This window comes from Flavobacterium cheniae, assembly GCF_004363695.1.
Classification (GTDB): domain Bacteria; phylum Bacteroidota; class Bacteroidia; order Flavobacteriales; family Flavobacteriaceae; genus Flavobacterium; species Flavobacterium cheniae.
Genome location: NZ_SNZC01000002.1, coordinates 661,630 through 687,903 on the forward strand (window position 1 = coordinate 661,630; position 26,274 = coordinate 687,903).

The 26,274-nt window shown below is 33.1% G+C and carries 25 protein-coding genes; 17 read left to right on the plus strand and 8 right to left on the minus strand.

All coding sequences use genetic code 11. The features are described from left to right. Nucleotides 1-19: 19 nt before the first annotated feature. From C8D80_RS08050 to C8D80_RS08060, 3 genes are all read right to left on the minus strand, one after another. On the minus strand, nucleotides 20-1,897 hold the full coding sequence (locus tag C8D80_RS08050) for a M1 family metallopeptidase (protein WP_133609165.1): 1,878 nt from the start codon (nucleotides 1,895-1,897) through the stop codon (nucleotides 20-22). A 76-nt stretch (nucleotides 1,898-1,973) separates the two neighbouring features. Continuing rightward, nucleotides 1,974-3,569 (minus strand): S8 family peptidase, encoded by a 1,596-nt coding sequence (locus tag C8D80_RS08055; RefSeq protein WP_133609167.1) that lies wholly within the window; start codon nucleotides 3,567-3,569, stop codon nucleotides 1,974-1,976. A gap of 73 nt (nucleotides 3,570-3,642) precedes the next feature. Continuing rightward, nucleotides 3,643-4,503: an MBL fold metallo-hydrolase gene (locus C8D80_RS08060; RefSeq protein ID WP_133609169.1), complete on the minus strand. Its 861-nt coding sequence runs from the start codon at nucleotides 4,501-4,503 to the stop codon at nucleotides 3,643-3,645. Between the two features lie 144 nt (nucleotides 4,504-4,647). On the opposite strand from C8D80_RS08060, the gene C8D80_RS08065 reads away from it, so the two are divergent. The 14 genes from C8D80_RS08065 (at nucleotide 4,648) to C8D80_RS08130 (ending at nucleotide 15,724) form a co-directional block, all read left to right on the plus strand. Further along, nucleotides 4,648-4,977, plus strand: coding sequence for a HesB/IscA family protein (locus tag C8D80_RS08065; RefSeq protein WP_133609171.1), 330 nt, complete (start codon nucleotides 4,648-4,650; stop codon nucleotides 4,975-4,977). A 10-nt stretch (nucleotides 4,978-4,987) separates the two neighbouring features. Continuing rightward, a complete protein-coding gene (gene sufB / locus C8D80_RS08070) occupies nucleotides 4,988-6,436 on the plus strand; it encodes a Fe-S cluster assembly protein SufB (RefSeq protein ID WP_133609173.1) in 1,449 nt (482 codons plus the stop codon). 19 nt (nucleotides 6,437-6,455) lie between these two features. After that, nucleotides 6,456-6,887, plus strand: coding sequence for an HAD family hydrolase (locus C8D80_RS08075; RefSeq protein WP_133609175.1), 432 nt, complete (start codon nucleotides 6,456-6,458; stop codon nucleotides 6,885-6,887). A gap of 24 nt (nucleotides 6,888-6,911) precedes the next feature. Continuing rightward, on the plus strand, nucleotides 6,912-7,664 hold the full coding sequence (gene sufC, locus C8D80_RS08080) for a Fe-S cluster assembly ATPase SufC (protein ID WP_133609177.1): 753 nt from the start codon (nucleotides 6,912-6,914) through the stop codon (nucleotides 7,662-7,664). Between the two features lies 1 nt (nucleotide 7,665). After that, nucleotides 7,666-8,982: a Fe-S cluster assembly protein SufD gene (gene sufD, locus C8D80_RS08085; protein ID WP_133609179.1), complete on the plus strand. Its 1,317-nt coding sequence runs from the start codon at nucleotides 7,666-7,668 to the stop codon at nucleotides 8,980-8,982. A gap of 96 nt (nucleotides 8,983-9,078) precedes the next feature. Next, entirely contained in the window at nucleotides 9,079-10,080 is a 1,002-nt protein-coding gene (locus C8D80_RS08090; RefSeq protein ID WP_133609181.1) for a DUF2157 domain-containing protein, read from the plus strand. Continuing rightward, on the plus strand, nucleotides 10,052-11,221 hold the full coding sequence (locus C8D80_RS08095; protein WP_133609183.1) for a hypothetical protein: 1,170 nt from the start codon (nucleotides 10,052-10,054) through the stop codon (nucleotides 11,219-11,221). Before C8D80_RS08090 ends, C8D80_RS08095 begins: the two co-directional genes overlap by 29 nt. Nucleotides 11,222-11,292: 71 nt before the next feature. Then, nucleotides 11,293-12,507, plus strand: coding sequence for an aminotransferase class V-fold PLP-dependent enzyme (locus tag C8D80_RS08100; protein WP_133609185.1), 1,215 nt, complete (start codon nucleotides 11,293-11,295; stop codon nucleotides 12,505-12,507). A gap of 11 nt (nucleotides 12,508-12,518) precedes the next feature. Beyond that, entirely contained in the window at nucleotides 12,519-13,004 is a 486-nt protein-coding gene (locus C8D80_RS08105; protein WP_133609187.1) for a hypothetical protein, read from the plus strand. After that, nucleotides 13,004-13,423 (plus strand): SufE family protein, encoded by a 420-nt coding sequence (locus C8D80_RS08110; RefSeq protein ID WP_133609189.1) that lies wholly within the window; start codon nucleotides 13,004-13,006, stop codon nucleotides 13,421-13,423. Before C8D80_RS08105 ends, C8D80_RS08110 begins: the two co-directional genes overlap by 1 nt. A 72-nt stretch (nucleotides 13,424-13,495) precedes the next feature. Then, complete coding sequence (locus C8D80_RS08115) at nucleotides 13,496-13,912, plus strand: GxxExxY protein (protein WP_133609191.1); 417 nt, start codon at nucleotides 13,496-13,498, stop codon at nucleotides 13,910-13,912. 33 nt (nucleotides 13,913-13,945) lie between these two features. Beyond that, the gene (locus C8D80_RS08120; protein WP_111566555.1) at nucleotides 13,946-14,269 is read left to right on the plus strand and encodes an SUF system Fe-S cluster assembly protein; all 324 of its coding nucleotides are present in this window, start codon (nucleotides 13,946-13,948) and stop codon (nucleotides 14,267-14,269) included. 72 nt (nucleotides 14,270-14,341) lie between these two features. Then, nucleotides 14,342-14,845 carry a DUF2480 family protein gene (locus tag C8D80_RS08125; RefSeq protein ID WP_133609193.1) on the plus strand — a complete coding sequence of 168 codons (504 nt, stop codon included), beginning with the start codon at nucleotides 14,342-14,344 and terminating at the stop codon, nucleotides 14,843-14,845. A gap of 36 nt (nucleotides 14,846-14,881) precedes the next feature. Then, nucleotides 14,882-15,724 carry a DUF3078 domain-containing protein gene (locus C8D80_RS08130; protein WP_133609195.1) on the plus strand — a complete coding sequence of 281 codons (843 nt, stop codon included), beginning with the start codon at nucleotides 14,882-14,884 and terminating at the stop codon, nucleotides 15,722-15,724. A gap of 48 nt (nucleotides 15,725-15,772) precedes the next feature. On the opposite strand, the gene hflX is transcribed toward C8D80_RS08130, so the two are convergent. From hflX to C8D80_RS08150, 4 genes are all read right to left on the minus strand, one after another. Further along, nucleotides 15,773-16,996, minus strand: coding sequence for a GTPase HflX (gene hflX / locus C8D80_RS08135; RefSeq protein ID WP_133609197.1), 1,224 nt, complete (start codon nucleotides 16,994-16,996; stop codon nucleotides 15,773-15,775). Nucleotides 16,997-17,086: 90 nt separating this feature from the next. Further along, nucleotides 17,087-18,460, minus strand: coding sequence for a DUF5689 domain-containing protein (locus C8D80_RS08140; protein WP_133609199.1), 1,374 nt, complete (start codon nucleotides 18,458-18,460; stop codon nucleotides 17,087-17,089). A gap of 5 nt (nucleotides 18,461-18,465) precedes the next feature. After that, a complete protein-coding gene (locus tag C8D80_RS08145; protein WP_133609201.1) occupies nucleotides 18,466-19,101 on the minus strand; it encodes a choice-of-anchor J domain-containing protein in 636 nt (211 codons plus the stop codon). Nucleotides 19,102-19,113: 12 nt separating this feature from the next. Then, the gene (locus C8D80_RS08150) at nucleotides 19,114-21,888 is read right to left on the minus strand and encodes a TonB-dependent receptor (RefSeq protein WP_133609203.1); all 2,775 of its coding nucleotides are present in this window, start codon (nucleotides 21,886-21,888) and stop codon (nucleotides 19,114-19,116) included. A gap of 139 nt (nucleotides 21,889-22,027) precedes the next feature. Here C8D80_RS08150 and C8D80_RS08155 point away from each other — a divergent pair, with 139 nt between their 5' ends. The 3 genes from C8D80_RS08155 to amaB all read left to right on the plus strand — a co-directional run bounded on the left by C8D80_RS08155 (nucleotide 22,028) and on the right by amaB (nucleotide 25,425). Then, complete coding sequence (locus C8D80_RS08155) at nucleotides 22,028-23,143, plus strand: endonuclease/exonuclease/phosphatase family protein (RefSeq protein ID WP_133609205.1); 1,116 nt, start codon at nucleotides 22,028-22,030, stop codon at nucleotides 23,141-23,143. A 93-nt stretch (nucleotides 23,144-23,236) separates the two neighbouring features. Then, nucleotides 23,237-23,779 carry a 3-hydroxyanthranilate 3,4-dioxygenase gene (locus C8D80_RS08160; protein ID WP_133609207.1) on the plus strand — a complete coding sequence of 181 codons (543 nt, stop codon included), beginning with the start codon at nucleotides 23,237-23,239 and terminating at the stop codon, nucleotides 23,777-23,779. Between the two features lie 95 nt (nucleotides 23,780-23,874). Beyond that, nucleotides 23,875-25,425, plus strand: coding sequence for an L-piperidine-6-carboxylate dehydrogenase (amaB, locus tag C8D80_RS08165; RefSeq protein ID WP_394364579.1), 1,551 nt, complete (start codon nucleotides 23,875-23,877; stop codon nucleotides 25,423-25,425). Nucleotides 25,426-25,519: 94 nt separating this feature from the next. Here the strand turns inward: amaB and C8D80_RS08170 are convergent, their stop codons facing one another. After that, nucleotides 25,520-25,978, minus strand: a complete 459-nt coding sequence (locus C8D80_RS08170; protein ID WP_133609209.1) for a hypothetical protein — start codon at nucleotides 25,976-25,978, stop codon at nucleotides 25,520-25,522. Nucleotides 25,979-26,274: the final 296 nt, after the last annotated feature.

Here is a 26,274-nt window from a genome sequence, read left to right on the forward strand (position 1 = left end):
CGAAAGTCGCTTTTCAATTTTATTTTTTTGGAAAGATATTATCTTCTTTATTTACATCTGCCATTAAGTTTTCTGGGTCAATGGTGATGGATTTTATTTTTGCTTTTGGTTTTGCAATTTCAAAAGTGAATGTTGGAAACGCCCAATCCCAACCTTTTAATACATTTCCTTTGATTCCTGCATACGGATTTGGTTTTTCCCAACGCATTAAGGTGTTTGGAATGTAGAAAAATTCTTTGGTTCCGTCGGTGTATTCTACCATAACATCTAAAGGCATTGGCATTCTTCCCTTTCTTTCAAATACCACTTTTGTGTTGGCAGCATTGGCTTCTGAAACTTCTTTGATTCCGTAATCGATAGTGTTAGTGGTTAATGTCCAATCTAACAAATACCAATCTAAATTAGCACCCGAAACCTTTTCAGCTACACGTTTTATATCGTTTGGTGTTGGATGCGTAAATTTATACTCGTTGTAATATCGTTTGATGGTTTTGTTGAGGTTTTCTTGCCCAATTAAATAACCTAATTGTACCAAAAATACTTCTCCTTTACTGTAAGCTGAAATACCATACGCCATATTCAAATCATAACGATCTGCGTGAGTGGATAACGGTTGTTCTTTCCCAGATTTTGCTAAATAAATGTAATTATTATATGCATCTTCATAAGGAACTTCAGGTTTTTTAGGAGGCAATACCTTGTTCATTGCTAAATTAGAAATGTAAGAGGTAAATCCTTCGTCCATCCATTCGTGTTTGGTTTCGTTAGTTGCTAGAACAAATTGGAACCAAGAGTGTGCTAGTTCGTGAGCGGTTACACCAACTAAACTTCCAAAAGCTCTGTTTCCAGTGATTAAGGTACACATGCCATATTCCATTCCGCCATCGCCACCTTGAATCACGGAGTATTGTTTGTACGGATAAGGTCCAACATTTTCATTGAAAAACGCCAATAATTCGGCTGTTTTAGGTTGCATTTTTTTCCAATTTTCTAAATTTTCTTTCTTGTTTTTGTAAAGAAAATGCAGTTCTACATTATTTGGACCTAAAATCATGTCGTGGATGAATTCGTTATCGGCTCCCCAAGCAAAATCATGCACGTTTGGCGCATAAAAATGCCAAGTTAGGTTTTTAGTTTTCTTTGGATAAACGACTTGTACGCCAGCATCTTGATAACCATGACCGATTTCATTTTTGTTTTGTAAATAACCCGTTCCTCCAATAGTGTACGCTTTGTCAATCGTGATTTTTACATCAAAATTTCCCCAAACACCATGAAATTCTCTTGCGATGTAAGGGTTTGCGTGCCATCCTTCGAAATCATATTCGCATAATTTTGGATACCATTGTGTCATCGATAAAGCAACGCCTTCTTCAGATAATCTTCCTGAACGACGAATTTGCAATGGCACTTGACCGTTAAAATCTAATGAAAGCGTAGTTTTTTGTTTTGGTAAAATAGCTTTTGCTAACGTAACTTCTAAAATAGTTCCAACTACTTTTGTGGTTGCTGCAACGCCATCTTGTTTGAAATTAGCGATGTTTAAATACCCAATTTCATTCGGTTTTAAAGTGCTAATTCTACTTTCTTTTACATCTTTACCTTCTTTTTTAAAGGTTTTCACCATTCGCTTATCAGGGTCAGAAATGGCTTGAAGTCTTGCGTCCATTTCGCTTCCAGGTTGAAACGCATTATTGTACAAATGATAATACACTTTGTGTAGTGTGTCGTTAGAATTGTTGGTATAAACAATTTCTTGTTTTCCAGTATATTGGAATTTTTTTACATCCATTTTCACATCCATTTTATAGTCAACGTGTTGTTGCCAATAACCTGGATTTGGATTGTTTTGTGCGAAACCAATACAAGAAGTAAGTAAAAGAAGTAATTTTTTCATAATCAATTTTTAAAAGAAAAACCTACAAGAATTTGACAACCTGTAGGTTTTGGTTTTTACTAAAGTAGTGAAATTTTTATTTTTTCGCCATTTTTTCGGCTAAAACTAAAGCGTTGTAAGCATTTACAATTCTACCTGATTTTGATGCGTCAGCAAAATTAGCTTTATGTTTGTCTTCACCAATAGTTACTGTGTTTTTCAACGGAGTACCACTTTCCATAATAATTTGTTTTACTTGAACTGCAGTTAAGCTTGGATAGTAAGAACGAATTAATGTTGCTACACCCGCTACGTTAGGCGAAGCCATTGAAGTTCCTTGTAAATATTCGTAAGTGTTTAATGGAGTAGTAGCATAAATTTTTTCTCCTGGTGCAAAAATATCAACATTGTTTTTTCCGTAATTAGAAAAATCAGCTACCATTTTGCTTCCATAAGTTGGCGCTAAAGCTCCGATAATTAAAACATTTTTTGCATATTCTGGAGAGTTGTCATACGTATCGTTAGGATATTTGTTAGTAACATCTAAATCATACGATTCATTACCAGCAGCGATAACTACTAAAACGTCTTTCGATTCTGCATATTTGATGGCATCGATAACCCATTCTTTGTTTTGAGAAAAATATTTTCCAAAAGAACCGTTGATTACTTTTGCACCATTATCTGCCGCATAGCGAATTGCTAAAGCAATATCTTTATCATATTCGTCTCCGTTTGGAACAGCTCTTAACGCCATGATTTGAGCGTTGTTTGTAACTCCGTCTCCACCTTTATTGTTGCCTCTAACTTGTGCTACAATTCCAGCAACATGTGTTCCGTGTTTTGCTTCTTTTGGCTCTGGACCAACTACATTATTGTTTCCATATTTAGTGTCTTTTAAATCGTTTGGATTATCGCCAACGATTTTTCTTCCATCAAAATCAACATTTAAGTTGTAATTTAATTGTCCGTAAACATAGTCTTTATATTCTTCAATTTGTTTGTCGAAATCTGCTTTTGATGTTGTGCTTAAAACTTGCATAAAAACAGCTTTTGGTTGAGTCAAAGATGTTTCAGTCGCAGGAATTGCTTTTACTTCTTCTAATGTGAAATTGCTTTTCTTGAAGTAAGTAGTTAATTGTTTTTCAGCATTTACAATAAAATCTAATTGTTGTTTTTGAGGTGTAAGTCCTTTTAATTCTTCTTCTAATTTTGCTTTCGCTTTATCATAATCTGGAGTTCCAGGACCTTTTTTAACGATACGCGTCATTTCTAATTGTTCGTGAACAGCATTTCCTAAGAAATTCCATCCATGAATATCATCAATGTAACCGTTTTTGTCGTCGTCAATTCCGTTTCCAGCGATTTCTTTTGTATTAGTCCAAACAACCGCTTTTAAATCTTCATGGTTGATGTCAACACCAGAATCAACGATTCCAACGATAACTTTCTGCCCTTTTTTACCTTTAAGTAATTCCTTGTAAGCTTTGTCTACACTCATTCCAGGAAGCGTATCTTTTACTAAGTCTAAATGACTCCAACGTTGCAAATCATTTTCAGCAACGGGAGTGGTTTTTAAAGGTAAGTTATCAATATTTTCAACCGGAGTTGATACCATTTTTTGTGATCCACAACTTGCTAAAACAAGTCCTAAAGCTAAGCTTAAATACAGTGGTCTAAAAATTTTCTTCATATTCTCAATTAATTAATTTCAGTTATTGGACTGAAGTGTTTTGTATTTGTTACAGTTATAGTTGTTTTTAACTTTATTTTAAAATGTCTTCACATTTGAAAATTTCTTTTAATCGAATTCCTTTTTCGGTATGTTGAACTGTTATAATTTGATTGTGAGCGTCGTGTTCTAGCCACAAATAATAATTATTGTCGGCAGCGTTATTTAAAAATATTTGCTTTTCATCCATTGACATCAAAGGTCTTGTGTCGTATCCAGTTACATATGGTATTGGAATATGGCCCGCAGTTGGTAGCATATCGGCACAAAAAACAATGGTTTTTCCATTATAATTGATGTGTGGTAACATTTGTTTTTCGGTATGACCATCAGCGTAGAAAATATCGAAACCTAATTCGCTTGAAAAACCAAAATCACTATCAGGTCGATTGATAAATTGTAATTGTCCGCTTTCTTGCATTGGGATTAAATTTTCATGCAGAAATGATGCTTTTTCACGAGCGTTTGGTTTCGTTGCCCATTCCCAATGATTATCATTAGTCCAAAACTTAGCATTTTTAAAAGCGACTTCGTAACCTGTTTTGTCTTTGTTCCAATTCACACTACCTCCACAATGATCAAAATGCAAATGCGTCATGAAGACATCGGTAATATCATCGCGATGAAAACCAGCATTTTTTAAGGATTTATCTAAAGAGTGATCACCCCAAAGCGAATAATATCCAAAAAATTTATCCGATTGTTTGTTTCCCATTCCGGTATCAATCAACGTCAATCGGTTTCCGTCTTCAATTAATAAGCATCTCGCAGCAATATCAATTAGGTTATTTTCGTCGGCCGGATTGGTTTTATTCCAAATGGTTTTAGGCACCACGCCAAACATAGCGCCACCATCTAATTTAAAATTTCCAGCTTCAATTGGGTGTAATTTCATGATCAAAACAATTTTCAGCCAAATTACAAAAAATACTATAAATAGAAACTATGAATCTATAAGTTATAAAAATGTTAGCAACTCTTGTAAAAAGCAATTTATGGATTATCTTTGCAGTTAATTTAGACAAAATCAAAATAAGAAATGATTAAAGTATCTGATACAGCAAGTAAAAAAATCATCAGCATGATGCAAGAAGATGGTTTTGATGCAGCCAAAGATTACGTGCGAGTAGGCGTAAAAAGTGGTGGTTGCTCGGGTTTGTCTTATGATTTAAAATTTGACAAAGAAATAGGAGAAAACGATAAAATATTTGAAGATAATAATGTAAAAATTGCTGTTGAGAAAAAGAGTTTTCTTTACTTGGCAGGAACAATATTAGAATTTTCAGGTGGTTTAAACGGAAAAGGATTTGTTTTTAACAATCCAAATGCACAAAGAACGTGTGGATGTGGAGAGAGTTTCTCTCTATAAATCAAAAAATATGAGCAAATACACAGAAGACGACTTAAAAGTCGAATTAGAAAATAAAGAATACGAATACGGATTTTATACCGAATTGGACTCGGAAACGTTTCCTATTGGATTAAATGAAGACATTGTTCGTGCCATTTCAAAGAAAAAAGAAGAGCCAGAATGGATGACGGAATGGCGTTTAGAAGCTTTTCGTGCTTGGTTAGAAATGGTTGAGCCAGAATGGGCAAACGTTCATTATGAAAAACCAGATTTTCAAGCGATTTCGTATTATTCGGCACCTAAAAAAGCCGATCCGAATAAAAAATTAGAAGACGTTGATCCTGAACTTTTGGCGATGTACAAAAAGTTAGGGATTTCGGTTGATGAACAAAAGAAAATGAATAACGTTGCGATTGATATCGTGGTGGATTCGGTTTCTGTAGCAACGACTTTTAAGAAAACATTAAACGAAAAAGGTATTATTTTTTGTTCGATTTCGGAAGCGATTAAAGAGCATCCAGAATTAGTTCGAAAATATTTAGGAACTATTGTCCCGCAGAAAGATAATTTCTATGCCGCTTTAAATTCGGCGGTTTTTTCTGACGGAAGTTTCTGTTACATTCCAAAAGGTGTTCGTTGTCCTATGGAATTATCAACCTATTTCCGAATCAATCAAGGAGGCACAGGTCAGTTTGAAAGAACATTGTTAATTGCGGATGAAGGAAGTTACGTTTCATATTTAGAAGGCTGTACGGCTCCAAGTCGTGATGAAAACCAATTGCACGCAGCCGTTGTAGAATTAATCGCAATGGATGATGCCGAAATTAAATATTCAACCGTACAAAACTGGTATCCTGGAAACAAAGAAGGAAAAGGTGGGGTTTATAACTTCGTAACCAAAAGAGGTTTGTGTGAGAAAAACGCAAAAATTTCTTGGACACAAGTAGAAACAGGTTCGGCGGTAACTTGGAAATATCCCTCGGTTGTTTTAAAAGGAGATAATTCAATTGGCGAATTTTATTCGATAGCCGTTACTAATAATTTCCAACAAGCGGATACTGGAACGAAAATGATTCACTTGGGTAAAAACTCAAAGTCGACGATTATTTCCAAAGGAATTTCAGCTGGAAAATCACAAAATAGTTATAGAGGATTAGTACAAATAGGAGCAAGAGCTGAAAACGCGCGTAACTTTTCGCAATGTGATTCGCTTTTAATGGGAAATAATTGTGGAGCACACACTTTTCCATATATCGAAAGTAAAAATGCTTCGGCAAAAATTGAACACGAAGCAACGACTTCAAAAATTGGAGAAGATCAAGTGTTTTACTGTAACCAACGCGGAATTCCTACCGAAAAAGCAATTGCCTTAATCGTAAACGGTTTCAGTAAGGAAGTATTGAATAAATTGCCAATGGAATTTGCAGTGGAAGCCCAAAAATTATTGGAAATTTCGTTAGAAGGCTCTGTAGGATAATTAATTAGAAGTTAACTAAATGACAATTTCTTTTGACTTAGACGACACATTGATTCCAACAACTTTTAAATTTGATGTAGAGGAGCAAAATTTCTTACAGAGAGTTTTTAAAATTGAAAATATTAGAAAAGGTAGTTTAGAGTTGTTCAAAGAATTAGAAAAAAGAAAAATTAAAGTTAATATTTATACTACTTCCTACAGAAGTAAAGCAAGAATTAAAATTATGTTTATGTCTTATGGAATTAAAGTTGATAAAATAATTAACCAACAAGAACATAATAAATTTGTAAAAATTCAAAGCTCAAAATTTCCTCCCATGTTCAATATTGATATACATATTGATGATTCAGTTGGAGTAAAAATGGAAGGAGAAAAGTATAATTTTAAAACAATTATAATATCAAAAGAAAGTCATAATTGGGTTGAAGAGATTATTAAAAAGATTAATTAGAAAAGCAACAAAAACAAAATATACATGTTAAGCATTAAAAACTTACACGCTTCGGTAGAAGACAAAGAAATATTAAAAGGAATCAACCTTGAAATTAAGGCAGGAGAAGTTCATGCGATTATGGGACCAAACGGTGCCGGAAAATCAACGTTATCTTCTATCATTGCTGGAAACGAAAATTACGAAGTTTCTCAAGGAGAAATCTTTTTAGATGGAGAAGAAATTTCAGAATTAGCTCCAGAAGAAAGAGCCCATAAAGGTGTTTTCTTATCGTTCCAATATCCAGTGGAAATCCCAGGTGTTTCGGTAACGAATTTCATCAAAACGGCCATCAACGAAAGTAGAAAAGCCAACGGAAAAGAGGAAATGCCAGCTAACGAAATGCTGAAATTAATTCGTGAAAAATCAGAGTTATTAGAAATGGACAGAAAATTCTTGTCGCGTTCGTTAAACGAAGGTTTTTCGGGTGGTGAGAAGAAACGTAACGAGATTTTTCAAATGGCAATGTTAGAGCCAAAAATCGCAATTCTAGACGAAACCGATTCAGGTTTAGACATCGACGCCTTACGAATTGTGGCTAATGGTGTAAACAAATTAAAAAACGAAAACAACGCGGTATTAGTGATTACGCACTACCAACGTTTGTTAGATTATATCGTTCCAGATTTTGTTCACGTTTTAATGGACGGAAAAATCGTAAAAACAGGTGGGGCAGATTTAGCTTTAGAGTTAGAAGAAAAAGGATACGACTGGATTAAAAACGAACAAGCAGTATAAAATGGAGTTGAAAGATAAATTATTAGCTTCTTTCATGGCTTTTGAAGAAAAGATTGATACACATTCTGAACTTCACGAGTTAAGAAGTCACGCCATAAAAAATTTCGAAAACAAAGGTTTTCCTACAAAAAAGGAAGAAGCTTGGAAATACACGTCTTTAAATTCGATTTTAAAAAATGATTTTTCGGTTTTCCCAAAAAAGGATAATGCGATTGAATTTAAAGATGTAAAAAAGTATTTCTTACACGAAATTGACACTTACAAAGTAGTTTTCATCGACGGGATTTTTAGTTCGTTTTTGTCTTCAACAACGCATGAAGGTTTGGATATTTGCTTGATGTCTTCGGCATTGACAAAGCCGAAATATAAAATGGTGATTGACAATTATTTCAATCAAATTGCTAGTAAAGAAGAGAGTTTAACTTCTTTAAATACAGCATTTTCTTTAGAAGGAGCTTACATAAACATTCCAAAAAGTAAAGTAGTAGATAAACCAATTGAAATTATCTATTTCTCAACAGGAAATGAAGCAGCTTTGATGGTGCAACCAAGAAATTTGGTCATCGTAGGTGAAAACGCGCACGTGCAAATCGTAGAACGTCATCAAAGTTTGAATAGCAATCCAGTTTTAACGAATTCGGTTACCGAAATTTTTGCTCAAAAACGTGCGATTGTAGATTACTACAAAGTTCAAAACGATGTGCAAACTGCGAATTTGATTGACAATACTTACATTGCCCAAAAACAAGAGAGTAGAGTAGCGGTGCATACGTTTTCGTTTGGTGGAAACATCACGAGAAACAATTTGAATTTCTATCATCAAGGAGAAAGAATCGATTCTACCTTGAAAGGTATTACCATTATTGGTGACAAACAACACGTAGATCATTATACTTTAGTACAACACGCAACACCAAATTGCGAAAGCCACCAAAACTATAAAACGATTTTACACGATAGTTCAACCGGAGTTTTCAATGGAAAAATCTTCGTTGAAAAAGAAGCTCAAAAAACAGATGCTTTCCAACAAAATAACAACATTTTAATTGGCGATAAAGCTACCATTAACGCAAAACCACAATTAGAAATTTTTGCCGATGATGTAAAATGTTCGCATGGTTGTACTATTGGTCAATTGGATGAAAGTGCAATGTTCTACATGCAACAACGAGGTATTCCTAAAAAAGAAGCCAAAGCTTTGTTGATGTACGCTTTCACAAGTGAAGTAACAAACAGTGTAAAAATCCCAGAATTAAAAGCAAAAATTGCTCGTATTATCGCTGACAAATTAGGCGTGAATATGGGATTTGATTTGTAATAAAATTTTAGATATATTTTAAAACCGCCTTTTGGGCGGTTTTTTTATTTTAGCGATAATGTAAAACTTTCCTTATCTTTATTCAAATTTTAATTCATGGAAAAACCACATTTTTCAGAAATACTGCTTCAAAAACTCCATCAAAAAGAATTTTTGAATGATGAGGATTTAGAGAAAATTACTATTTATCAAAACAAAGGCATATTTTCGTTACGAAGCGAATTGCTTTTAATGATTTACTTCTCTATAATCTTATTTACTTCTGGAATTGGAGTAATTGTGTACAACAACATCGATTCTATTGGACATTTGGCTATTCTTTCGGCTAATTTTATTTTGATGTTGGTTTGCTTTTATTTCAGTTTCAAAAAGGCAAAAGGGTATTCCAATGATGAGGTTGTATTCGAAAATCCGTTGTTTGATTATTTGGTTTTAACCGGAAGTTTGTTGGCGTGTATCTTTTTGGGTTACATCAATTTTCAATATCAAATTTTTGATGATTCGTATGCTTACGTTTCCTTGATTTCAGCCCTTTTGTGTTTTGCTGTTGCATATTATTTCGATAATCGAATTGTGCTTTCTATGGCGATTACTAGTTTGGCAGCTTTTATCGGAATTTCTATTACGCCAAAAAGTATATTTCAAAATGAAGTTTATTCTAATTTACAATTGACATATTCGGGATTAGTTTTAGGTATTGGTTTATTAGTTTGGATGGAATATTCTTTGATAAATAAAATCAAAATTCACTTCCATTTTGTTTATACCACGTTTGCTTTGCATTTGTTAGGAGTTTGTATTATTGCAGGCTTACTTTCGGAACAATGGTATATTTTTATCCCCATTTTACTTGGTTTTGTCTATTATTTCTACCGATTTAGTTACCGTGTTTTAGCTACGTCAATTTTCGCTTTTATGTTGTTGTATGGCTATTTTGGTATAAATGTATTAGGAGGAAAAATATTGTCTTTTATAGATTTTGGACCTTTTTACGAATTATTGATTATGGTTTCACCTTTTTATGTGGTAGCGAGTATTTATCTGTTTATTCGATTAGTCAAACAATTTAATGCCAAAAAAAATGCAAGCGTACAATAAATCAGAATTAGAAAACTATTTTTTGGCCGAAGAAGCTAAAAAATTATACCAAAAGAAATTCCTTTCTAAAGAGCAATTACAAAAAATTAGTTCTCAATTAATGCAATTGAAATCGAATTCCAATATTTTCTTTCGAATTGGTTTCTTTTTGTTGGGAAATTTCCTTTTTTCATCTGTAATAAGCGCTTTTGCGGTGATTTTACTTCAGATTGTTTCCGATGAGTACCAAATTATATTCTTTTTGTATGCGATTTTAGCTTACATTGGATTAGAGGTTTTGGTTCGAATGAAGTTTTTTCGACATGGATTAGATGATGCTTTTTTACTTTCCGCCCAACTCTCTTTTTTAATAGGTATCGGAATTCTTACAGAAGCAGTATTACCAGTATTAGTAACAATGTTAGTTTTGGGTGTGTTTTTTGCTATTCGATTTATTAATACAATTTCAGCTATAATGGCTTTCATAGGTTTGGTTGGGATATTTTTCAATTTAATAGTCGAGCATGATTTCATGCCCAAGTTTTATTTGTCTTTTGTTGGATTGATTTTAGCGATTTTGGTTTATTTTTTCGTTTCGCATTTAAATAAAAATCAGAATTTCTACACGTATTTCAAAACCTTAGACACCATTAGAGTGGCTAGTTTACTTTTAGGATATTTATCAATGAATTATCTAGTAGTTCGCGAATTATCGGAATCATTAATGAACTTAACCATTACAAATACTTCAGATGTTCCACTTGCTTTCGTTTTTTACGGTCTCACTTTTTTGATACCGTTGCTTTATTTCTTTTTGGGAATCCAATGGAAGGATAAATTGGTTTTATATACGGGATTACTAACTCTAGCGTTCGGATTTTACTCCATTCGTCATTATTACTATTTTTTTCCAATTGAATGCGTAATGGTTATTAGCGGAATTTTACTTTTTGGATTAGCGTTTTTGATTATCCAACAATTAAAAAACAAAACAGAAGGCGTTACTTTCCAACCTGATAGAGATTCAGACGATTCTTTATTATTCAATGCTCAAGCCGTTTTATCATTAGCGAATGCCAACACACCAGCACCAACACAATCTAATCCAATGGAATTTGGCGGCGGTGGTTTCAGTGGTGGTGGAGCAGGTGAGAAGTTTTAATTCTATTTTAACCTTTATTTATTCCAATTATAAACAATCAAGTTGTAAATTTGTGCTCAAATTGTATGAAAATGTTTGATGTTCAAAAAGTAAGAGCTGATTTTCCCATTTTATCGCAAAAAGTAAATGGCAAACCCTTGGTGTATTTTGATAATGGAGCTACTTCGCAAAAGCCACAAGTGGTTATCGATGCTATTTCGAAATATTACAGCGAAATTAACGCTAATATTCATCGTGGTGTGCATACGTTGAGTCAATTGGCTACGGATGCATATGAAGTGTCGCGAAATACGATTCAAAATCACTTAAACGCAAAACACAATCACGAAATCATTTTTACTTCGGGAACGACTTTCGGAATTAACTTAGTGGCGAATGGTTTTGCAAGTTTGCTAAAAGCAGGCGATGAGGTTATGGTATCCGCTTTGGAACACCATAGTAACATTGTGCCTTGGCAATTTTTATGTGAAAAAACTGGAGCAAAGTTGGTCGTAATTCCAATGAATGAAAAAGGAGAATTAATCATTTCAGCATTCGACAAATTACTTTCCGAAAAAACGAAAATCGTAACGCTTAATCATATTTCAAATGCGTTAGGAACGGTTAACCCAATTGAATACATTATCAAAAAAGCACATGGAGTAGGAGCAGCCGTTCTAATCGATGGCGCACAAGCTACACCGCATTTACGTCCAGATGTGCAAGCTTTGGATTGTGATTTTTATGTATTTTCAGGACATAAAGTGTGCGGACCAACAGGCGTTGGAATTTTATACGGAAAAGAAGAATGGTTGCGAAAATTGCCACCATATCAAGGCGGAGGCGAAATGATTGCTGAAGTAACCTTTGAAAAAACAACTTATGCCGATTTACCACATAAATTCGAAGCTGGAACACCAAACATCGAAGGCGGAATTGTTTTAGGAACTGCGATTGATTATATGAATGCAATTGGTTTTGATAACATTGCAGCTTACGAACAAGAATTATTAGATTACGGAACCAAAAGATTACAAGAAATAGAAGGTTTAACGATTTACGGAACAAGTGAAAACAAAGCTTCGGTAATTTCGTTTAACATCGAAGGTATTCATCCGTATGACATTGGCACAATTATAGATAAGTTAGGTATAGCGGTTAGAACCGGTCATCATTGCGCCCAACCTATTATGAATTTTTTCAATATTCCTGGAACGATAAGAGCAAGTTTTGCTTTTTATAATACCAAGGAAGAAATTGATATCTTTGTAGAAGCGGTTAAAAAAGCGCAAATGATGTTATCTTAAAAAATGTTATTATGAAATTATTCGCATTAGTTTTTAGTATGATGAGTTTTTTTACCAGTTGTAAGTGTAAAGAAGCCACAATTCAAGATGAAGCAAAAATTGTAAATACGGAATCAAATTTGGAAAATCAAATTTTAAACTTACCGATTGTGGTTTATCAAGAAACGACAAGAGGAATGTACCGAAAAATATCAATCAACGAAGGGAAAATTTTTGTTGTTACTGCTCATGGTGCAAAACCAGCTTTTTGGGAATTAAAAAAAGAAGATTATAAAAAATTATTGGATTTATATCAAAAAATTGATTTGAACGGTTTAAGTTCTTTAAAAGACCCAACTCAAAAACGATTCTATGATGGAGCACCAATAGCAACATTATCGTTTACTAATGAAAAAGATACGTACACTTCTTCTGAATTTGATGGAGGCTTTCCTCCAAAAGAGATAGAAGCTTTTGTAAATGAGTTAATAGTAGTTGCCGAAAAATTAAATAAATAATGACAATTAAAGATATACAAAACGAAATTGTAGATGAGTTTTCGATGTTTGACGATTGGATGCAACGTTATGAATACATCATCGAATTAGGAAAATCTCTTCCTTTAATTGATGAACAATACAAAGTAGATGAAAACATCATCAAAGGTTGCCAATCAAAAGTTTGGGTTCATGGTGAAGAACAAGATGGAAAAATTGTTTTCACAGCAGATAGTGATGCGATTTTAACTAAAGGAATTATTGCTATTTTAATCCGAGCGTTTTCAAACCAAACACCAGCAGCAATTTTGGATGCTAATACCGATTTTATTGACGAAATAGGATTAAAAGAACATTTATCACCAACAAGAGCGAACGGTTTGGTTTCAATGATAAAACAAATAAAAATGTATGCTTTGGCATTTCAATCAAAGCAGTAAATTGAAAAATTAAACATATAAGCCATATAAGTTTTTATAATATGATATACACCAAAAAAATTAATACAAGCCATGAAGAATGTAACAAAAACTCATTTAAAGGATTTAGTTTATCAAGTTAACGGGGCAGCAATAGAAGTTCATAAAAGATTAGGTCCGGGATTATTGGAAACTGTTTATCATCAGTGTTTAATAAAGGAATTTGAATTACGAAATATAAATTCAATTTCTGAATGTAATATTCCAATTAATTACAAAGGATTTGAATTGGAATCAAAACTAAGATGTGATATTTTAGTTGAAGACATTTTAGTAGTTGAATTGAAAGCAGTGGCGGAAATGAATCCAATTTATGAAGCTCAACTTTTGACTTATATGAACTTATTGCAAAAGCCAATAGGATTATTAATTAATTTTAATGTCAAGAGCATTTATTACGAAGGTCAACAAACATATGTAAACGAAATATATAAAGCATTATGGGATTAACTTATATGACTTATATGTTTAAAAATTAAAAAAATGGAAGAATTTAACGATACAATCAACTTAGGCGAAGATGTAGTCAAAGTTTTAAAAGGAATTTTTGACCCAGAGATTCCAGTAGATATTTACGAATTAGGTTTAATCTATGACGTAATGATTAACGAGGATAATGATGTGAAAATCTTAATGACTTTAACATCACCAAATTGCCCAGTAGCCGAAACTTTGCCTCAAGAAGTTGAGGAAAAAGTAAAATCTATCGATGCTGTAAAATCTTGTGAAGTTGAAATTACTTTTGATCCGCCATGGAGCAAAGATTTAATGAGCGAAGAAGCAAAATTAGAATTAGGAATGCTTTAAATAAGTAATCAGTGTTCAGTCTTTAGTAGGCAGTTTGCTGAACACTAATTTCTGAACACTGAACACTAGAATATGGACGAAATAGTAAATAAAGTTGCACAAAGTTCTTTGATGGTATTCGATTTAGAAGATTACTATCCAGATAATCATGTAGTAGATTTAGATATTTCGCAATGGTTGTTGGAAGGATTCATTTTAAAAGAATCTGATTTTCGTGAACAATTAAAAAATAACGATTGGTCTCAATTTGAAGACAAATATGTCGCTTTGTATTGTTCGACAGATGCTATTTTACCAGCATGGTCATTTGCTTTAGTTTCGGTTTATTTAGCGCATCATGCTTTAAAAGTAATTCACGGAAATAAAGAATTAGCAGTTATCGAATGGTATCAAGATATTTTGAACAAACTCGATTATACCGATTATTTTCAAAAACCAGTAATTTTGAAAGGTTGTTCTAAAAAACCGGTTCCAAATCAGGTTTATACTTTAGCGATTCAAAAACTAATGAAAGTTGCTAAAAGTGTTATGTTTGGGGAAGCTTGCTCGGCTGTACCTTTGTTTAAACAAAAATAAGTACCTTTGCGCCTTTAATTTTTAAAAATTTAAGGAATGAAAAGACTTTTTTTATTGATACTATTTGTTTCAACGGTTAGTATTGCTCAAGAAACAACTATTGATACAACAAAACATTGGACCAGAAAAGGCGTTTTTACTTTTTTAGCGAACCAATCTTCTTTTAGTAATTGGCAAGCGGGTGGTCAAAATAACTTCGCTGGAAATGTTGGTTTTAATTATGATTTCAACTATAAAAACGGCGATTGGAATTGGGATAACAAATGGATTGTTTCTTACGGTTTAACCAAAATTAAAGGAGCTGATACTCAAAAAACCGACGATAGAATTGAATTGAATTCTCTTTTAGGAAAAAAAGCTTCCGGTGAGTGGTTTTATTCTGCCTTTTTCAATTTCAAAACACAAATGGATACGGGTTTAGATCCAGCAACTCAAACTGTAAAAATTTCACATTTCTTTTCACCTGCCTTTTTTCAATTTGGACCAGGTATGTTATGGAAGAAAAGTGATAATTTAAAAGTAAATATTGCACCAGCAACTTCAAAATTAATTGTAGTTCACGATCATTTTACAGAATTTGGTTCGTCTTTTGGAGTAGAACAAGCAGAAACAACTCGATATGAATTAGGAGCCGCGGTTAATGGTTATTATAAATTCAATATCATGGAAAATGTTTCAGTAGAAAACATCTTGAATTTCTATTCTAACTATTTAGAAGATCCTCAAAATGTAGATATAGATTATCAATTGAACATTGTGATGAAAATCAACAAATATTTATCTACTAACTTTGCGTTTCAAACGATTTATGATGACAATGCATTTAGAGGCTTTCAAACCAAACAAATTATTGGTTTAGGTGTGAATTATGGTTTCTAATTCAAAACGCCTTAAATAAAATAAAAAGACCTCAATTGAGGTCTTTTTTTATTCATTTTCAACAGCATCTTTATAATCTGGATATAAAAACTTGTTGTATGGAAATCGAGTAATATGAATTTCTCTGACTGCTTCGTAAACCTTTTCTCTAAATTCTTCAAAGTTGGCTTTTTCGGTTGCCGAAATAAACAAAGTATTGTTTTCACCTAATTTACTCATCCAGGTTCTTTTCCAATCTTCTAAAGTGTAATGTTTGGTTGTTTTTTCAACACTTAAATCGTTTTCATCAAAATAAACTGATTTGAAGGCATCAATTTTATTGAAAACCATGATAGTTGGTTTATCAGCACTTTTAATATCTAATAAAATTTTATTTACTGAAGCAATATGATCTTCAAATTCAGGATGCGAAATATCCACAACGTGTAGTAATAAATCAGCCTCTCTAACTTCATCTAAGGTGCTTTTAAACGATTCAACTAATTGTGTTGGTAGTTTTCTAATAAAACCAACCGTGTCGCTTAAAAGAAACGGCAAATTCTTAATTACGGTTTTACGAACAGTTGTGTCAAGTGTGGCAAATAATTTATTCTCTACAAATACATCGCTTTTTCCAACGGCATTCATTAACGTGGATTTTCCAACATTCGTATAACCAACTAGAGCTACACGAACCATGGCACCACGATTACTTCGTTGGGTTGCCATTTGTTTGTCGATAACTTTAATTTTATCTTTCAGTAATGATATTCTATCGCGTACAATACGACGGTCGGTTTCAATTTCAGTTTCACCGGGGCCGCGCATTCCAATTCCCCCTTTTTGGCGTTCTAAGTGCGTCCACATTCCTGTTAAACGAGGTAGTAAATATTGGCATTGTGCTAATTCTACTTGTGTTCTTGCATAAGAAGTTTCAGCACGTTGTGCGAAGATATCTAAGATAAGATTGGTTCTATCTAATACTTTACAATCTAATTCTTTGGTAATATTTTTGGATTGTGATGGCGTTAATTCGTCATCAAAGATTACAGTTGTGATATTGTTGTCTTTGATGTAATATTTAATTTCTTCTAATTTACCAGTCCCAACAAATGTTTTCGGATTTGGTTTGTCCATTTTTTGCGAAAAACGTTTTACAACCGTTCCTCCAGCCGTAAATGTCAAAAACTCTAATTCGTCAAGATATTCGTTTAGTTTCTCTTCACTTTGGTTTTGCGTAACAATTCCTACTACAATTGATTTTTCAAAGTCAATAACTTCTTTCTCTAACATAATCGTTCTTTAAGAATACAAAGGTACAAAATAGCAAGCATAAAAAAAGCGACTCAATTTGAGTCGCTTTTGATTTTATAGAAATTGTAATTAGTTGATTACAATATTGTCTAATTGCATTGTTGTAGTTGGACCAGAAGTTCCGTTTCCAACATATTCAAATACGAAGAAACCGTTACCAGTAACTCCAGCAGGAATGTTGTAAACACCACTTGCTGTAAATGCTGCAGGATATCCACTTGGTAAACCTGGAGAAATAGTAAAGCTTGATGTAATATCAACTAAAGTTGCTGAAGTAATTTGCGATCCAGGAACATAGTTTGTAGTGTAATATACTTTTAATACATTTCCATTGTGGAAACCAGCATTTGTAGCAAAAGATAATGTATTTGCTGCTGTCATATTAACAGGAACAATAAATAAAGATCTATTTGCTTCTGGAGTTCCACCAAATGAAGACATTTGGATGTAAGTATTTCCACTGAAGGTTTTTCTTTGCCAATATCTACTTCCCACAGCTGCATCATTGATGTATTTTGGGAAAACTTGTTGATTAGTTGTTGTGTAAGATGTGAAAGGCTCGTTTAAAGTAGCATCATAAACAATTGCAGAACCTCCGATTGGTGGATATAAATCAATTGCTAATCTTGTATCAGTTAAATTTACATCATTTAAAGTTCTAATCATGAATTGATAATCACTATTATATTTAGTCATTACACCTCTAATTTTTCCGTTTAATGAAGGAACTGTATTTGAAGCAAAAGTTGCGAATTCACTAACTCTAACGATAACTTTGTTACCAAATTGGTCTGTAATTTCATGATTTGTTGCTCCACCAAAACTATTTAGAGTAGCATCATAGTATTTTTTACCTAAAGATGCATCAGTAAATTGTACCGCATCAAATTCGATTAACATGTTTAAATATTGATCGTTTTTAGCCGCTGATATACTTAAATCTTTTACTATGTCATTCTCGTTAACATTTTCACAAGATCTTAAAATAACATCTTTATATTCAACTCCAGAAATTCTTCCAACACCACCTTCGTAAGAAGAACCGATAACAGTTGAACCGTGTTGTTTGTTGAAATATCTGTCTTTGTCTAATTTGATAGTAACTTTTCTTCCAGGTTCAAACTCGTTATACAAGTTGTAATTGTCAACAGGCATACTAAAGCCTTTTAATCCATCTAATGACATTAATGAGATAGATTTGTAGAAGTTTCCACCTTCATCACTTGAAGTAACATAAGCTTCAATATAGTCAGTTAAAGTTTCGTCAGTTGTATATTGAACTGTTGTAGCAGTTGCAATATCAGTTATTTCGAAAACTTCTTTCGTTGGTGTAATGGTAACACAGTTGTCTGATAAATCTGGTGTACCATAATCATCGCCATTAACACATCCTACTAAAGATGCTAAAATGGCTGTTGTTAATACTAATTTTAAGTTTTTCATAGCTATTAATTTTTGGTGATCTTAACATTGTCTAGTTGCAAAGTAGTAGTTACACCTGCTCTGCTTCCTGTATACTTGAATGCAATTCTTACGTTATCGCTTTCATAAGAACTGATGTCAATGTTTCCACTACTAACAAATACATCGTTTGCTGTTGGTGCAGTGAAAGAAAGAGGTGTCCAAGTTGCAGTTGCAATTCCAGCAGTTGTTCCATCATAATCTGTTGAAATAAAAGCCGTTAACGGATACCCGTTTGCGAATCTTGTTTTTGTTGAAAAAGACAAGATTTCTCCTGTTGTTCCAGTTAAATCAATTACTGGAGTTATTAACCAAGCTACATCATTTGTTCCTGTTGTAGAATAAAATGAAGAAAACTCAGCATAAATATTATCATCAAATGTTCTTGCGTGCCACAAGCGAGATGATAATGGTGTTGATGTTGACGCATTATAGTTTACCCAGCCTTCTAAAGTAATTGGCACTTCAACAGAGCCACTTCCTGTAGTTGAAGTTTCAAATCCTTCATTAAAAGCATACTCATAAACTGTAGGAATTGCATAATCATCATCTCCTACACAGCTTGTTAAAGCACTTGTACCAAGAGCTAACAAGAACATTGTTTTTAAAAATTTTATTTTCATAGTATATTTTTTTTAGAAGTTAATGTAGAAGTTAACAAAGAATGTTCTTCCGTATCCGTAAAAATATTTTGAACCAAAAGAAGGTGTACCATTAGCTTGGTCCGCTTGTAAATCTGGGAAAGTTGCTTTTCTAGATTGCTCAAAACCACCTGTTTTATAGGTTACATCAAAAACGTTGTTTACAGAAGCAAAGAATCCAACAGTGTTACGATTTGCTTTGCTTATTCTCCAAGATTTTCCTCCTGTCAAGTTTACTAATGTAAAACTATCAAATTTTTCTTGTTCTAATATATCTTTAACTGTTTCTGGTGTTGCGCCAGAATAATTATCTCCTGTAGTACTATCAATACTGAAATTGTCAGTTCTTAAAATACTAGCTACATCAATATAGCTATTTGCTAAATAGTTTACATTAGCTCCAATCCACCAGAAGTTAGGGTCTCTATATTCTAAACCAAATGATGCTGCTGTTTGTGGCATACCTGGTTGGTGATAATTTTTAATGTAAACAGTTCCAAAATCTGTTAAACTTTCATTTCCAGCTGCAGCTAAAGCATCATCATTTGTTTTTAATTTAGCATTATCAGAATAGATATACTGTCCGTAAGATGCTGCAGCAGTTGCTTTAATAGTTGAAGTAATTTGGTATTCTAAACCAAGTTCTGCACCCATGTTTTGTTTTTCAATACCAGTAACGATTTCACTTACAAATGTATCTTCGTCACCACCATCGTCACTTCCAATTCCTTCTCCATAGAAGAATGAAATTTCAGTAGCGTCTTGAATTTTAGAGTAGAAACCAGTTAAACGGGCTTTGAATTTTGGTGCTCTTAAAATGTAACTTGCATCAGCACTTGTAATACTTTCGCTTTGTAAGTCTGGAGTAATTACATTATTCATTCTCGCATTAGAGAAAGAGTTTCTCAAACTTGGAGCTTTTGTTTGGTATAAACCGTTGAAATCTAAATAATTTCTTCCGTTTAATTTGTATGTTAAACCTCCTTTGAATCCGAAGTTTTCAAAAGTGATACTTTCTCCTTTTCCAAAAGAATTATCTGCATAAATCCCATTTCTATAAATTCCTTCTCTTTGATACTCAGTTCTAGAAAAAGATTGAGCTAAATAAAAATCTGCTTTATCATAAGTGAATTTGAATTGAGTAAAACCATCAAATGTTAAAGCGTGTAATAAATAGTTATATCCGTAAGATTCGTTTTCACCAACTTGTCTATTTGGATTGTTTAAATCTGATTGACTAGCATTACCAGTGTAAAAAGGATCAATATCTAAGAAGTATTGACCACCCATTAAATCTAATAAGTTTTGGTAATTATGAGAGCGTAGTTTTCTAAAATTTGCTCCAGCAGTTAAGCTAACATTTTCAGAAATACTTGAGTTTAAGATAGTGTTTGCGCTTAATTGGTTGTCATCTGTTCTGTCTTCATACAAAACATAAACACTTCTTCCTGGAAATGCACTATTTTGATTAGCAATGTACATAGCATCCCAATCAATTTGAGAATTTAATCTAAAAGTGTTTCCAATTTCTTCTAATTGAAGAGGAGTATAACCTCCTAAATTGCTAAAATAACTTGGTAAGTTTCTGTAATAAGTTGGGTCAGGGTTGTTACCTAATTGAAAATCTAATCTAGAGTTTCCAATTGATCCTGTTTGAAAAGCAACATTAGTATTTAATGATGTTTTTTCTGTAATTTTCCAATAATGAGAAAGCATTACAATTGGTTCTTCAACGTCTTTATCTCTAGAGTTACGTTTTTTACCTCCTTGGTATCCCCAATATGAATTGTATTCGATACCCATTAAATCATTTACCTCTTTAGTGTTTGGAGAAGATTTTCCTCTGCTATTCTGAGCGTAAATTGCAGTTAAGTTTAAACTGTGTTTTTCGTTAATTCTTTTCTCAACACTAGCAAATATTGAATTTGCAGCATAATCAGTTCCTTCAAAATATCCCTCTTCAGCCCATCTTCTTGATGCAGAAACTACAAATGCCCATCCGTCTTTGTTCATTCCAGATGCGTGAGTTCCCATCATTCTCCAACTATAGTTGGTGTTTGTTCCTGACATCGAAATTCTTGAGCCTGGACGGTAGAATGAAGCTCTTGTGTTGATTTCTTGAGTTCCTAAAGCACTACCAAAAGTATAATCTGAAGGTGCAGAACCCATTGTAAATTCTTGATTACGAGTTGCATCATTTAAACCACCCCAGTTACTCCATTGTGGTCTTCCATCATATAATTTATTCATTGAAATACCATTAATCATGGTAACTCCATATTCATTATCTAAACCTCTAATTCTAAAACGAGCTAATCCCCAGTTAAAAGCAGCAGCTTGTTGGTACGTGTCTCTTGTTGCTTGTAAAAGCCCAGAAGTACTTTCCGACCCACTGTTGTCATCTCCTAAGTCATTTTCTGTAATAGTTACTAAACTTAATTGTTGTTCAGAAGTAACATCTTCTTCTAAAACAACTACGCCTAAGTCTAATGGTTCCCCATTGTTTGGCTCTAACACGAATGTCTGTTGGTTGTATCCTGTAGACTTAACTACCAATACTTGTTCACCACCAGGAAGTGATTGAAAGACAAAATTTCCGTCAAAATCAGTCAAGGCAGATTGATTCGTGCTTTGAATAGTTGCAACTACATTTTGTAATGGTTTTTGACTTTTAGCATCGATAACCTTACCTTTTAAGGCTGGATTTTGCTGTGCAAAAACAAAAACAGCTTGCAGCACTAGTAAAGTGCTTAATACAAGTTTTTTCATAAAGAATATTATAATTAATACTTATTTAACGTTAAGTGGTTTAAAACTTAACAGCCTGCAAATGTATAACTTTTAATAATATTATTTACCTTTGGCACCCAATTTGTAATAAACTTGATATTAATATAACATTTGATTTATGAAAATTAAACACCTTTTGGCTGTATTTACCGTGATTTTATCTGTAAATAGTGCTTTTTCTCAAGATAAAAAATTTAAAGTGCATACCGTGGCATTTTACAATTTAGAGAACATTTTTGATACAATTAATGATCCCGACACTTACGACGAAGAATATACTCCTGCTAATGGTTGGACAAAAAAGAATTACAATAAGAAATTAGATAACTTAAGTCGTGTTCTTATCGAATTAGGAACAAGTGATGTTCAAAAAAATTCACCGGTTATTATTGGTGGATGTGAAATTGAAAACAGAAGAGTTTTAGAAGATCTAGTAAAACATCCTACTTTAATTAACAAAGGATATAAAATCGTTCACTTTGATTCTCCAGATAAGCGTGGAATTGATGTTGGATTTTTATATCAAGAAAAACATTTTCAACCTACAAGCTATATAAATGTTCCTTTGTATGTTTATGAATCAGAATCTGTTTCTGATAAAAAAGATAAAAAAGAAGGTGAAGAAACAGAAGAAAATGTAAACTACGATAAAAAAACCAAAAGAATTTATACACGTGATCAACTTTTAGTTACAGGTTTGCTAGATGGAGAGGAAATTAACATTATTGTGAATCACTGGCCATCTCGTTCAGGAGGTGAGAAAAAAAGTAGCCCTTACCGTGAAGCGGCAGGAAGATTAAATAGAAAAATTATGGATTCTATCATTAAAATCAACCCAAATGCTAAAATTATTACTATGGGTGATTTAAATGATGGTGCATATAATAAATCTGTAAAACAAGGAATAGGTGCTAAACTAAAAAAATCAGAATTAAAAGAACCTAGAGATATATACAATCCATTTGAGCAAATGGCTAAAGACGGACATGCTACTTTATTCTACAGAGATTCAGGTGATATTTTCGACCAAATTATGGTAAGTCAACAACTGGTTCCAGCTGATAATAACGATTATGGCTCATTCAAATATTGGAAAGCAGGTATTTACAACAAGCCTTTCTTAATTCAAAAAACAGGTCAGTATAAGGGATATCCACTTCGTAATCAAAACGGAGTTCCAGGATTTTCAGATCACTTTCCAGTTTATATTTATTTAGTGAAAGAAGTGAAGTAATTCCAATCATAATAATTTAATAAGGTTAGTTTGCAATAAAATGCAGCTAACCTTTTTTCTTTTTAGTAACTTTACCTTTTTAAATTGCATAAGATGAAAATTAAAAAACCATTTAATCTTAATCATTGGATTGAAGAAAACCGACAGTTTTTGAAGCCACCGGTTGGAAACAAAACCATTTATGATGAATCTTCAGACGATTATATTGTTATGGTAGTGGGTGGACCCAATGCACGAAAAGACTATCACTACAATGAAACAGAAGAGTTGTTTTATCAATTAGAAGGTGAAATTACCATCTATGTTCAGGAAGATGGTATAAAGAAAGCAATGAAATTAGGGCCAGGCGATATGTATTTACATCCTGCTAAAGTACCGCATTCACCAGCTAGAACTGAAGGTTCTGTTGGTTTGGTAATCGAAAGAAAACGCGCTGGAAAAGGATTCAATGATGGTTTACTTTGGTTTTGTGATAATTGCAATCATAAATTACACGAAGTATATTTCGAATTACACGACATTGAAAAAGACTTTCTTCCACATTTTAGTACGTTCTACAATTCGGAAGAGAAGAGAACATGTAAAAAATGTGGTACTGTAATGGAAACCAATCCTAAGTTTACGAATAAGAAATAGTTAAAAAACAGCTGTGTAACTTGAGACACACAATTATTAAAATATATTTTTTACATTTGTGAAAATTTAACAAAAACCGAATAAAAAGTTATAAAATGATATCTGAAGCAGCAATTCAATTTGGTATGCAAGAAGCTTTGCAACAATTAGGCATTAAAGAAATTAACGAAGGAACTTCTACTGGAACAAAGTGGTTTTCTAACGGAAAAATCATCGAATCATATTCACCAGCAACAGGCGACTTGATTGGAAAAGTAAAATCTTCTACAAAAGAAGATTACGAAACAGCTATGAGTGCTGCAGAAGAAGCGTTCAAAACATGGCGTTTGGTTCCGGCTCCAAAAAGAGGGGAAATCGTACGTCAAATGGGAGAAGAATTACGTAAAAATAAAGAAGCATTAGGAAAATTAGTGTCTTTTGAAATGGGTAAATCGTATCAAGAAGGTCTTGGAGAAGTTCAGGAAATGATTGATATCTGTGATTTCGCAGTAGGTTTATCACGTCAATTACACGGATTAACAATGCACTCTGAGCGTCCAATGCACAGAATGTATGAGCAATGGCATCCGTTTGGAATTGTTGGAATCATTTCAGCTTTCAACTTCCCGGTAGCAGTTTGGTCTTGGAACACAATGTTAGCTTGGATTTGTGGAGACGTTTGTATTTGGAAACCAAGTTCAAAAACGCCTTTATGTGGTGTAGCTTGTCAAAACATTATTCAAACGGTATTAGAAAGAAACAACTTACCAGAAGGAATCAGCTGTTTAGTGGTTGGTAACGAGTCTGGAGATTTAATCAATAACGACAAACGTATTCCATTAGTATCGTTTACAGGTTCTACAAGAATTGGTCGTCACGTATCAAAAACAGTTGCTGAGCGTTTTGGAAACACTATCTTAGAATTAGGTGGAAACAACGCAATTATCGTTTCTCAAGAAGCTGATTTATCAATGGTATTGGTAGGAGCAGTTTTTGGAGCGGTAGGAACAGCAGGTCAACGTTGTACTTCAACTCGTAGATTAATTGTTCACGAAAGTGTTTACGATAAAACTTTAGACGTATTAGCTAAGGCTTATGCGCAGTTAAAAATTGGAAATCCATTAGATGCTAACAATCACGTGGGTCCACTTATCGATAAAGGTGCGGTTCAAGATTACTTAAATGCTATCGAAAAAGCAAAAGCTGAAGGCGGAAGAGTAATTGTAGAAGGTGGTGTTTTAGAAGGAAAAGGATACGAAAGTGGTTGTTATGTAAAACCATGTATTATTGAAGCGAAAAACGAGTTCGAAATCGTACAACACGAAACTTTCGCACCTGTTTTATACGTAATGAAATACAGCACAATTGAAGAAGCGATTGCTATGCAAAATGCAGTTCCTCAAGGATTATCTTCTTCTATCTTTACGAACAACATGAGAGAAATGGAATTATTCCTTTCGGCTGCGGGTTCTGATTGTGGAATTGCTAACGTAAACATTGGAACTTCTGGTGCTGAAATTGGTGGTGCTTTTGGCGGTGAAAAAGAAACAGGTGGTGGCCGTGAATCAGGTTCTGATGCATGGAAAGCTTACATGAGAAGACAAACCAACACCATTAACTACGGAACAGCGTTACCGTTGGCTCAAGGAATTAAGTTTGATTTTTAATAAGTGATTAGTGAAAAGTAATAAGTGATTAGTTACTTTTTGGATATAGAAAAACCCTGCAATTGCAGGGTTTTTTGTTTATTTAATTGATTTTTTATTCAGTTCCAAATAATTTTCCGTTGAATGTATGGGTACAACAATCACAGAATGGTTTCATGTCAACAGCTTTTAAATCGGCATTACATAGCTGTAACACCCCATTTTCATCAACATATAAACCAGAAAAATAAGAAGATTCACCAATTCCGATGTAATCTTTTTTATCTTCTTCTCTTAAAGCTACCATGGAAAAAATAGGATTTGTTTTATCTAATCTAGACTTAGCTTCACTAAAAACTTCATCCCAGTTTTTACCTACTTTTGACAACAAAAATCTAAATAGATGCGTATAATCTAATCCTCTTTCGGTTTTATCAGACATTTTTCCTTTAGTTTGCTCTAAAGTTTCCTTCTTTTTGTTTCTTGTGTTTTTAAAGTCGCTACCAAAATTATGGTGTACATTAAAAGTTTTGGTATTTACTTTTCTAAATAATTTTGACTTTTCTTTATTCATAATGATAAAAATACAAATTATTATTGTGTTATACTAGTTGTCTAAAGTTTTCCAAAAAATAATAATTATAGAAAGAAGAAAAAAGTAAAACCAAAACCCCCACAAATCAAATTTGCAGGGTTTTCTTAATACTTTAAGATTTGAATTAGTTGAATTAGTCAAAAGATATTCGAGCCATACACATGAGTGTTTTTAATTTATTTAGCGGATTAGAACAAGCTTTTAAATAACAGAAACAACTAAAAACAAAAAATCCCGATTCTCATGAATCGGGATTTTTTTATATTGTAAAATAT